This is a genomic window from Pseudomonas alkylphenolica (assembly GCF_016009175.1).
Lineage (GTDB): Bacteria > Pseudomonadota > Gammaproteobacteria > Pseudomonadales > Pseudomonadaceae > Aquipseudomonas > Aquipseudomonas alkylphenolica_B.
Genome location: NZ_JADUCM010000059.1, coordinates 1 through 10,978, shown reverse-complemented (window position 1 = coordinate 10,978; position 10,978 = coordinate 1). Strand labels below are relative to the sequence as shown.

The 10,978-nt window shown below is 64.4% G+C and carries 7 protein-coding genes; 6 read left to right on the top strand and 1 reads right to left on the bottom strand.

Annotated elements, in window-relative coordinates; all coding sequences use genetic code 11:
* The first annotated feature begins 144 nt into the window (after window positions 1-144).
* Window positions 145-1,734 carry an arylsulfatase gene (locus tag I5S59_RS26010; protein WP_197879131.1) on the top strand — a complete coding sequence of 530 codons (1,590 nt, stop codon included), beginning with the start codon at window positions 145-147 and terminating at the stop codon, window positions 1,732-1,734.
* Window positions 1,735-1,776: 42 nt separating this feature from the next.
* On the opposite strand, the gene I5S59_RS26005 is transcribed toward I5S59_RS26010, so the two are convergent.
* Window positions 1,777-3,558 (bottom strand): acyl-CoA dehydrogenase C-terminal domain-containing protein, encoded by a 1,782-nt coding sequence (locus I5S59_RS26005; protein WP_197879130.1) that lies wholly within the window; start codon window positions 3,556-3,558, stop codon window positions 1,777-1,779.
* Between the two features lie 147 nt (window positions 3,559-3,705).
* Here I5S59_RS26005 and I5S59_RS26000 point away from each other — a divergent pair, with 147 nt between their 5' ends.
* The 5 genes from I5S59_RS26000 to I5S59_RS25980 form a co-directional block, all read left to right on the top strand.
* Window positions 3,706-4,623 carry a LysR family transcriptional regulator gene (locus I5S59_RS26000; RefSeq protein WP_197879129.1) on the top strand — a complete coding sequence of 306 codons (918 nt, stop codon included), beginning with the start codon at window positions 3,706-3,708 and terminating at the stop codon, window positions 4,621-4,623.
* A 159-nt stretch (window positions 4,624-4,782) separates the two neighbouring features.
* On the top strand, window positions 4,783-6,579 hold the full coding sequence (locus I5S59_RS25995) for an acyl-CoA dehydrogenase (RefSeq protein WP_197879128.1): 1,797 nt from the start codon (window positions 4,783-4,785) through the stop codon (window positions 6,577-6,579).
* Window positions 6,580-6,730: 151 nt separating this feature from the next.
* Window positions 6,731-8,533, top strand: a complete 1,803-nt coding sequence (locus I5S59_RS25990) for an acyl-CoA dehydrogenase (RefSeq protein WP_197879127.1) — start codon at window positions 6,731-6,733, stop codon at window positions 8,531-8,533.
* Between the two features lie 34 nt (window positions 8,534-8,567).
* Entirely contained in the window at window positions 8,568-10,679 is a 2,112-nt protein-coding gene (locus tag I5S59_RS25985; RefSeq protein WP_197879126.1) for a 3-hydroxyacyl-CoA dehydrogenase NAD-binding domain-containing protein, read from the top strand.
* A gap of 60 nt (window positions 10,680-10,739) precedes the next feature.
* Window positions 10,740-10,978 (top strand): SDR family NAD(P)-dependent oxidoreductase (locus I5S59_RS25980; RefSeq protein ID WP_197879125.1); only part of this gene is annotated, 239 nt, incomplete at its 3' end.

Sequence of the window (10,978 nt, the reverse complement as noted above, 5' to 3'; positions counted from 1 at the left end):
CGCCGCGCCCGGGGCCCGGGACGGTGGCGCTGTAAACCCCCCAGCCCGGGCCCCCCCCCTCACCCCCCCCCCCGCCCCCCCCCCCGGGGCGCTCCCCCCCCCCAGGGCGAGCTGACCTGCATAACAATAAAAAGGAGACGGATGATGATCGAACACCTGAAACGGGCCATGGCCCTCGCCTGCCTGGTGCTGCTCGCCCCCATTAGCCATGCCCAGACCGCCAAGCCGAATATCCTGGTGATCTGGGGCGACGACATAGGTTGGCAGAATGTGAGCGCCTACGGCATGGGCACCATGGGTTACAGCACGCCGAACATCGACAGCATCGGCATGCAGGGCATCCGGTTTACCGACCACTATGCGCAACCCTCCTGCACTGCAGGCCGGGCTGCGTTCATCACCGGTCAGTACCCGATCCGCTCCGGCATGACCACTGTCGGCCAGCCGGGCGACAAACTCGGCCTGCAAGCCGCTTCGCCAAGCCTTGCCGAGGTGCTCAAAAGCGCCGGCTACAGCACCGGGCAGTTCGGCAAGAACCACCTCGGTGACAACAACCCCAACCTGCCGACGGTGCACGGTTTCGACGAGTTTTTCGGCAACCTGTACCACCTCAACACCGAAGAGCAGCAGGAATACACCGACTACCAGAACTACGCCAAGGACTACCCCGGCGGCCCGCAGGCCTTTGCGAAAAAATTCCAGACCCGCGGCGTGCTGCACACTTACGCGACTGACAAGGACGACACCACGGTCGACCCGCGCTTCGGCCCGATCGGCAAGCAGACCATCGAAGACACCGGCGCGCTGACGATGAAGCGCATGGAAGACTTCGACGGCGCCGAAGTGATCCCCATGGCCCTGGACTTCATGCGCAAGGCGCAACAGCAGGACAAGCCGTTTTTCGTCTGGCTCAACACCAGCCGCATGCACCTCTACACCCACCTCAACGAGCAATGGCGCCATGCCGCCGCGCAATACACCCACGAAGGCGATACCCAGGGCAGCGGCATGCTCCAGCATGACCATGACATCGGCCAGGTGCTCGCCTTCCTCAAGGACCAGGGGCTGGATGACAACACCATCGTCTGGTACTCCACCGACAACGGTCCGGAGCACTCGTCCTGGCCGCATGGCGCCACCACGCCGTTTCGCGGCGAGAAAATGACCACCTACGAAGGCGGCGTGCGCGTGCCCTCGATGCTGCGCTGGCCCGGTGTGATCAAGCCTGGGCAGATCCTCAACGGTATCCAGGCGCACCAGGACATGTTCACCACCCTGGCGGCCGCCGCCGGCGTGCCGGACGTTGCCGAGCGGATGAAAGCAGAAAAGAAACAGTACATCGACGGCATCAACAACCTCGACTACTGGACCGGCAAGTCGCCTGCGAGCAAACGCACCAGCATCCTCTACTACATCGAAAGCAAGTTGACCGCCGTGCGCATGGGTCCCTGGAAACTGCACTTCTCGACCAAGGAGGACTATTACGCGCAACTGGTACCGCGCTTTGCGCCGCTGATGTTCAACCTGCGCAGCGACCCGTTCGAGAGCTACGACAGCAAGGATTCCTATGGCCAGCTGATCCAGAAGTCTTCGTGGATTTCGGCGCCGATGGGCGAACTGATCGGCGCCCACCTCAAGACCCTGGCCGAATACCCGCCGGTGCAACCGGCCAAGTCGTTCGACCGTTCCAACCTGGTGCAGGACTTTTTGCAGCAGCAGAAGAAAGCGCAGTGAAATCACCGAGGCGCCATGCCAGCCCCGGTGACCGTGGCGACCTCAGAACGCGAAGTCGGTTGCCGGCAAGGCCATCAGGCACCCGGCCCCTGCCAGCAGCACCTCGCGATGGGCGCCGGCCCGCGGCAGTACCCGGCGCAGGTAGAAGTCTGCCGATTGCAGCTTGGCCTGATAGAACTCCGGCTCCCCGGATCCGGCTGCCAGTACCTGACTGGCGCGCTCTGCCGCCTGCAACCACAGCGCTGCCAGCATCACATAGGCCGAATAGGCGAGAAAGTCGACAGACACCGCACCGATCTCTTCCGGGTCCCTCCGGCAAGCGAGCAAGACGGTGCCCGCCAACGTCCGCCACTCTTGCAACCGCATGGCTACCTGCTCGGCCATCGCCGTCTGTGATTTCACCTGGGCTACCGCAGTGGCCAGCTCATCGATCAGTGCGTTAAGTTCGCTACCGCCATCCCCGAGCAGTTTGCGACGAATCAGGTCCAGAGCCTGTATGCCATTGGTGCCTTCGTACAGCTGGGTGATCCGGCTGTCACGCATGAGCTGTTCCATGCCCCATTCACGAATGTAACCGTGGCCTCCATACAGCTGCACGCCAAGACTGGCGACTTCCTGGCCACAGTCGGTGAAAAACGCTTTGACCATGGGAATGAGTAACGCCGCTCGCCGGCAAGCGGCTTCGCGTTGCGCCGCATCACCGGTGTAATGTTCAAGATCCAGTTGCCGGGCAGCATAGGCCGAGAGCATGCGGCAACCTTCGCTGAGCGTTTTCTGGATCAACAGCATGCGCCGCACATCCGGGTGCACGATGATCGGATCGGCGGGTTTCTCCGGCGCCACCGGGCCACTGATCGCCCGCGACTGCAAACGTGCGCGGGCGTACGCCAGGCCTCCCTGGAACGCGGCTTCGGCGATGCCCAGGCCCTGCAAACCGACCTGGAAGCGCGCGTCATTCATCATCGTGAACATGCACGCCAGGCCTTGGTTCGGCTGCCCCACCAGCCAGCCGCTGGCGCCGTCGAAGTTCATTACGCAGGTGGAGGCACCCTTGATCCCCATCTTGTGTTCCAGTGCCCCGCAGCTCACGGCGTTGCGCTCGCCCAGCGTGCCATCGGCGTTGACCAGGCGCTTGGGCACCAGAAACAGACTGATCCCTTTTATGCCAGGTGGCGCATCAGGCAAGCGGGCAAGCACCAGGTGGATGATGTTCTCGGTCAGATCCTGCTCGCCACCGCTGATGAAGATCTTGCTGCCGCTCAGTAAGTAGCGGCCATCGTCCTGTGGCTGCGCGCGGGTCCGCAGCAGCGCCAGATCGGTACCGGCCTGCGGCTCTGTAAGGCACATGGTGCCGGTCCACTCGCCACTGACCAGCGGCGCCAGGTAGCGTTGTTTGAGCGCGTCACAGCCGTGTCGCGCCAGCGCCACAACGGTGCCTTCAGTCAGTCCCGAGTACACCCTAAACGACAACGAGGCGCTCATCAGCATCTCGTGAAAACTCGCCGACACCATTTGCGGCAAGCCCTGGCCGCCGAACGCCAGCGGCCCGGTCATGCTCGCCCAGCCCTGCTCGACGTACAGCTTGTACGCCTGGGCAAACCCAGTCGGTGTGATCACCTCGCCATCCTGTAAGCGACAACCCTGCTCATCACTGTTGCGGTTGAGCGGCGCCACTACCTGGGCGGCAAAACGTGCCGCCTCGTCCAGTACACCATCGATGGTTTCGCGGTCCAGGCCATTACCCAGTTGCTGGCAATGCCCAGTCACGTCAAACAGTTCGTGCAGCACAAATCGCATGTCGCGCAGAGGGGCCTGATAGTTCATACCCTGCCCTCTACGGCAACGACAACTGCTTGCGGTACTTCGGATCCGTTGCTCACAGCATTACCCCACTCTAAATAATCACACCGAGAAAGAACGATTGCCGACACCCTAAGCAGCCACCTAGTATTTGAGAAATTTCATTTTCAGATGCCAGATATTTGCCAAGTGAATATATCTACGTTCGATCTCAACCTGCTGCGCATCTTCGACATGCTGTTACGCGAGCAGAATGTTTCACGCGCCGCCGAACGCCTGGCGCTTAGCCAGCCCACCGTCAGCAACGCATTGGCACGTCTGCGCGAGCTCCTCGACGACCCCTTGCTGGTGCGCGTAGGCCGTCGCATGCAGCCAAGCCCCAAAGCCCTTGCCCTTGAAGGTCCGATCCGTTCGGCGCTGCAGCAGATCGAACAGACGCTGAATGCCGGGGAGTGCTTCGACCCGCGTCACAGCCGCCAGATCTTCCGTATTTCCATGACTGATTTTGTCGAGCAGTGGTGCATGCCCGGGTTGCTGCAACGCTTGCAGGACAGCGCGCCGAACCTGCGCCTGGACATCAGCCCGCTGGCCCCCAGCCTGCCGGTCGAGGCCCTGGATCGTGGCCACCTCGACCTGGTGCTGGGTCGCTTCGACGAGATTCCCGCGCGTTTTGCCCGTCAGCACTGGCGCCGCGAAACCTTGCAGGTGGTGATGCGCCGGAACCACCCACAGGTCAGCGGCACACTGGACCTCGAGACCTTCCTCGGCTTGCGTCACCTGTGGGTTCACGGCGGCCAGACCCGCGGCATGGTCGATCAGTGGCTGGCCGAGCAAGGGCTGGCACGGCGGATCGTCTACACCACCCCGAACTACTTGCAAGCGGCCCATCTGGTGGTGACCAGCGATATGTGCGTGGTGTTGCCGACCCAGATGGCACGCTATTTCGCCACGTTGCTGCCGTTGCAACTGCACGATGTGCCCTTTGCCCTGGAGGCCTTCGAACTGGAGCTGGTGTATCTCGCGCAGCGCGGACAGGACCGGGCACTCGGCTGGCTGGTACAGGCACTGCTGCAAGAGGGCCGAAGCTGATCGACCCGCCTGGGATAAATGGTTCATGAACGCGGCCCACCCGACCGGGGTGGGCGCCTGCGCGTGTCCAATCTGTTGAACTCTCTGCCATAGCGTTCCCAGACAAGCACCCTTCAGGAGTTTTCATGAGCCACAACAACATCGGGCCAGGATCCAGCCATGAGTGAATACCACGCGCCGCTGCGCGACATGCAGTTCGTGCTCAACGAGTTGGGCCACTTCGACCAGGTCAGGACCTTGCCTGGCTGCACGCACCTGGACGCCGACCTGGTCGACGCCATCCTCGGTGAAGCCGGCAAGTTCGCCCACGGTGTCCTGTCGCCACTGAACGTTCCGGGCGACCGCGAGGGCGCGCGCTGGTGCGACGGTGAAGTGACCACCAGCCCGGGCTGGCGTGAGGCCTACCAGCGTTTCATCGACGGCGGCTGGAACGCGCTGTCCTGCGACCCGGCGTTTGACGGCCAGGGTCTGCCGCGGGTGGTCTCGGCACTGGTGGAAGAGATGTGGAACGGCGCCAACCTGGCGTTTGGCCTGTGCCCGATGCTCACCCGTGGTGCCATCGAGGCCATCGAACTGCGTGGTTCGGCCTACCTGAAAGAAACCTACCTGACAAAGATGATCAGCGGCCAATGGACCGGCACCATGAACCTCACCGAACCCCAGGCAGGTTCGGACCTGGCCGCGGTGCGCACCCGTGCGGAGCCGGTGGGCGACGGCACCTTCCGCATCAAGGGCCAGAAAATCTTCATCACCTACGGCGAGCATGACCTCACCGAAAACATCGTCCACCTGGTGCTGGCCCGCACCCCGGGCGCACCTGCCGGGGTCAAAGGCATCTCGCTGTTTGTCGTGCCGAAGTTCCTGGTACAGGCCGATGGCGGCGTCGGCGCGCGCAACGATGTGCGCTGTGCGTCCATCGAGCACAAGCTGGGCATCCATGCCAGCCCGACGGCGGTGCTGGCCTTCGGTGACCGCGAAGGCGCCCTCGGCTGGCTGGTGGGCGAAGAGAATCGCGGGCTGGAATACATGTTCATCATGATGAACGCCGCCCGTTTCAGTGTCGGCATTGAAGGTGTCGGGCTCAGCGAACGGGCCTACCAGCGGGCCCGCAGCTATGCCCGCGAGCGTATCCAGGGCAGCGAGATCGGCGCGGCAGACCGCAGCAACGTGGCCATCATCCGCCACCCGGATGTGCGGCGCATGCTGCTGTCGATGAAAGCACGCACCGAAGCCATGCGTGCCCTGGCCTGTGAAGTGGCGGCGGCGATGGACTGTGCCGAGCGCCACCCGGACCCGGCGCAGCGCCAGGCATCGCAGGCCCTGGTCGACCTGATGATCCCGGTGGTCAAGGGCTGGAGTACCGAAAACGCCGTGGATATCGCTTCGCTGGGCATCCAGATTCATGGTGGCATGGGCTTTATCGAAGAAACCGGTGCGGCCCAGCACCTGCGCGATGCGCGGATCACCACCCTGTACGAAGGCACCACCGGCATCCCGGCGGCCGACCTGAGCGGCCGCAAGATTGCCCGTGACGGCGGCGCGGCCATCGGCCAGTTGAGCAAGCACATCCACCGGGTGATGGAAGAACTGGCCTGGACCGACGATCCACAGTTGCAGGCCAACGCCAGTGCCCTGGCCCGCGCGCTGGTGGCGCTCAACAGCAGTGTCGAGTTCATCGTCAGTCATTTCGCCACCCAGCCCGCCCGCGCGGCGGCCGGCGCTGTGCCGCTGCTGGAACTGCTCGGCATCGTTGCCGGTGGCTGGCAGATGGCCCGCTCGGCGCTGGTCGCCCAGCGCCAGCTCAAGGCCGGCAGCAGCGATCAGGACTTCTATCGCGGCAAATTGTTGACCGCGAGGTTCTACGCCGACCACCTGTTACCGCAGGTAGAAAGCCTGTCGCGCGTCGTGGTGCAAGGCGCCGACGCGGTCCTGCAAATGGACGACGGGCAATTCTGAGCCCTGCCCGCCCGGACTGCCCCGGGTACGTCCGACGTGCCTTCTGGCCCCACCCCTAAGGGGTGGCGCGCCAGACCCGGCAGTGGGCTCTACTACTGCCGAACACATTCCACTGGCCTTCCCTGCGCCAGGCCCTGTGCGAGAGACCACCATGACCGACGCCCTGCTCAACGAACGCGAACTGAGCTTCCAGCTCTACGAACTGCTCGACACCGAGGCGCTGTTGCAGCGCCCGCGCTATGCCGAGCATGACCGGGCGGTATTTGACGCCACCCTGGACACCGCCCGGGGTATCGCCGCCGAGTATTTCGCCCCGCACAACCACAAAGGCGATGCTCAGGAGCCGACCTTCGACGGCGAAAAGATCAACCTGATCCCCGAAACCAAAGCGGCCTGGGATGCCTTTGCGCAAGCCGGCTTCCTCGCCGCCCACCATGATGCCGAGGACGGTGGCTTGCAGCTGCCGGAAGTCATCCTGCGCGCCAGCATGGCTTACTTCAATGCTGCCAACATCGCCACGGTGGCCTACTCGTTCCTGACCATTGGCGCCGCCAACCTGGTCAAGAGTTTTGCCAGCGACGTCCTGCGCGAGCGCTTTTTGCCGCCGATGCTCGATGGCCGTTTCAGCGGCACCATGGCCCTGACCGAACCTGGCCAGGGCTCGGCCCTGGGCGACCTGCGTACCCTCGCCCGCCCGGCCGGTGATGGCAGCTACCGTCTGTTCGGGCAGAAGATGTTCATTTCCGGTGGCGACCATGAACTGACCGACAACATCGTACACATGGTGCTGGCGCGGATCGAGGGCGCACCGGCCGGTACCCGTGGCATCTCGCTGTTTCTGGTGCCCAAGTTCCTGATCGACAGCGACGGCCGCCGCAGCGCACGCAACGACGTGGCCCTGGCCGGCCTGCTGCACAAGCTCGGCTACCGCAACACCACCTCGACGGTGCTGAACTTCGGTGAGCAGGAAGGCGCAGTCGGCTACCTGGTGGGTGAAGCCAACAAAGGCCTGTCGTACATGTTCCAGATGATGAACGAGGCGCGTATCGGTGTGGCGCTGGGCGCTTCGTCCCTGGCCTACCAGAGCTTCATTCATGCCCTGGACTATGCCCGCGAGCGCCCTCAGGGTCGCTTGCCTGGCGCCAAGGACCCGTTGTCACCACAAGTGCGCATCGTCGAACACGCTGATGTGCGGCGCATGCTGCTGCAGCAGAAAACCTACGCTGAAGGCAGCCTGGCGCTGTGCCTGTATGCCAGCAGCCTCTATGAAGATGCCCATACCGCCTCCGAGCAACAGGCCCGTACCGATGCCGGCGAGCTGCTTGATCTGTTGATCCCGATGGTCAAGTCCTACCCCTCGAAGTACGGTGTGATTGCCTCGGACATTGGCGTGCAGGTGCTGGGCGGTTCCGGCTATATCCGCGAATACCCGCTGGAGCAGTACTACCGGGACAACCGCCTGAACCCCATCCATGAGGGTACCGAAGGGATTCACGGCCTGGACCTGCTCGGGCGCAAGCTGCAGCAGAACGGTGGGTCCGGTTACCGTCTGTTCTGTGAGCAGGTGCGCCGCACCCTCAGCCAGGCCGGACGCGACGACCGCTGCGCCGCGCTGGGCTATCTGCTCGGTGGCGCCCTGGACCGCTTGCAGGATGTCACTGAAAACCTGCTAGCCCAGGTTGCTGCCGATGCCAACCGCGGCCTGTCCAACGCCACGCCGTACCTGGACCTGTTCGGCCGCGTGCTGGTGGGCTGGCTGTGGCTGCGCATGGCGCTGGTCGCCAGCCGGGCCCTGAGCAATGGTGCGAGCGACAGTGAAGCGGACTTCTACAACGGCAAACTGCACGCGGCGCGCTACTACATGGATTGGGAACTGGCCGGCATCGACGCCCAGGCGCGCCTGCTCGCCAGCGCCAACCGCGCCAGCGCCGACATGCAGGACCAATGGTTCTGAGACCCTCATCATCAGTGCTCTACAAGGAGTCACCATGCATTCCCTGATCACCTATCAGGTGGACGACAGCCTGGCCCTGATCGGCCTCGCCCGCCCACCGGTCAACGCCCTCGGCCAACCGCTGCGCGCTGCCCTGCTTGAAGCCTGCGAACGTGCCAATGGCGACCCTTCGGTGCGCGCCATCGTCATCCATGGCGCCAACAGCCTGTTCTGCGCCGGCGCCGACATCACCGAGTTCGGCAGCCCGGCGTCGTTTGCCGCTCCCGCCCTGCCCGGCCTGCTGCTACGCCTTACCCGTCTCGACAAGCCGGTGATCGCCGCCATCGGCAAACTGGCGCTGGGCGGCGGCCTGGAACTGGCGCTTGCCTGTGGCTACCGCATCGGTGAACCGAACACCCGCGTCGGCCTGCCGGAAATCAACCTCGGCTTGCTCCCCGGTGCCGGCGGTACCCAACGCCTGCCACGGTTGATCGGCGTGCCGGCCGCCCTGGACATGATGATCAGCGGCGCCCAGGTTGCGGCTGATCGCGCCCTGGCGCTGGGCATCCTCGACCGTCTCGCGGCCAGCCCCGAGCAGTTGCTGGCCAGCGCCTGCGACTATGCCCGCGAGTTGATTGCCAGCGCTGCCCCGGTGCGCCCACGCGAGCCTTTTGCCGAGCCCGCCAAAGACCTGGAAGCCGACTTTTTCGAGCGCTACTGCGTAGAGCAGGAGCCGCGCTGGAAAACCCGCCTGGCGCCACGCCTGGTGTTTTCGGCGGTACAGGCTGCCTGCCTGCTGCCACTGGAGCAAGGCCTGGCCCGCGAGCTGGCGCTGTTCAAGCAGGCGGAGGCCTCACGTCAGTCCGAAGCCCTGCGCCATGTGTTCTTCGCCGAACGCGAGGCCGGCAAGGTACCCGGCATCGACGCCAGCACTGCGCTGCGCCCGATCGCCAAGGTCGCCGTCATCGGTGCCGGCACCATGGGCGGCGGTATCGCCATGAACTTTGCCAATGCCGGTATCCCGGTAACCCTGCTGGAGCGCCAGGGCGATGCCCTGGACCGTGGTCTGGCGCACATCCGCCAGACCTACGCCATCAGCGTCAAACGCGGAAAGTTGACTGAGGCACAGCTGGAACAGCGCATGGCGCTGCTCAGCGGCACCCTCGACTATGCCGACCTGGCCGATGCCGACCTGGTGATCGAGGCGGTGTTCGAGCAGTTGACGATCAAGCAGGACGTGTTCCGCCAGCTTGACCGGGTGTGCAAGCCGGGGGCGATCCTCGCGACCAACACCTCATCGCTGGATGTTGACCAGATCGCTGCTGTCACCGCGCGGCCGCAGGATGTCATCGGCCTGCACTTCTTCAGCCCGGCCAACGTCATGCGCCTGCTGGAAGTGGTCAACGCCCGGGAAACGGCGCCTGATGTCCTGGCCACCACGCTGAAGATGGGCCGTACCATCGGCAAGATCCCGGTGGTCTCTGGCGTGTGCTTCGGCTTTATCGGCAACCGCATGCTCGAACCCTATGCCCGCGAAGCCCACCGCCTGGTGCTTGAAGGCGCGACCCCGGCGCAGGTCGACGACGTGCTGACCGGCCTCGACCTGAACATGGGCGTGTTTACCATGCTCGACCTGGCCGGTGTCGACGTGAACTTCCTTGTTCGTGACGCCAACCGCGCCGCCATTGACCACGACGACAGCTACTGCCGTCTCGGTGACGAGCTGTACAGCCTGGGCCGTTACGGGCAGAAAACCGGCCGCGGCTTTTATCAGTACGAAGGGCGTCAGCGCCATAACGACTATGAAGTCGTTGCCCTGGCCGAACGCCTGGCCGGCGAGTTGCACATTCCGCGTCGTCCGGTGGACGCCAAGGAAATCCACGACCGCTGCCTGTTCATGTTGATCAACGAAGGCATCCAGCTGCTTGATGAAGGCATTGCCCTGCGCGCCAGCGACATCGACCTGGTGTGGATCAACGGCTACGGGTTCCCGGCCCACCTGGGCGGCCCGATGCACTACGCCGAGCAAATTGGCCTTGACCGGGTACTGGCCGGCATCCGCTACTTCCGCCAGACCCTTGGTGACTACGGCCAGATGTGGTTCACCCCGGCGCCGCTGCTCGAACGCCTGGTGGCTGCGGGCAAAACCACTGTCGAACGTATCTGACGAACCCGGCCTGCAGCGCCGTACAGCGCTGCGGGCCCACTAGACACCAGGAACAGAATCATGAACCCAGCTTCACCGCTTTCCACTTCGCTGTTTTCCCTGAGCGGCCGTACCGTGCTGGTCACCGGCGCCTCCAGCGGCATCGGTGCACACCTGGCCCGCGTGGCCGGCCGCGCCGGTGCCCGGGTGGTGCTGGCGGCGCGGCGCGTCGAGCGCCTGCAGGAACTCGCCGCCATCATCCGCGCGGATGGCGGCGAGGCGCGGCCGGGGGGAATGGGTGGTACCGACCGCGCCAGCGG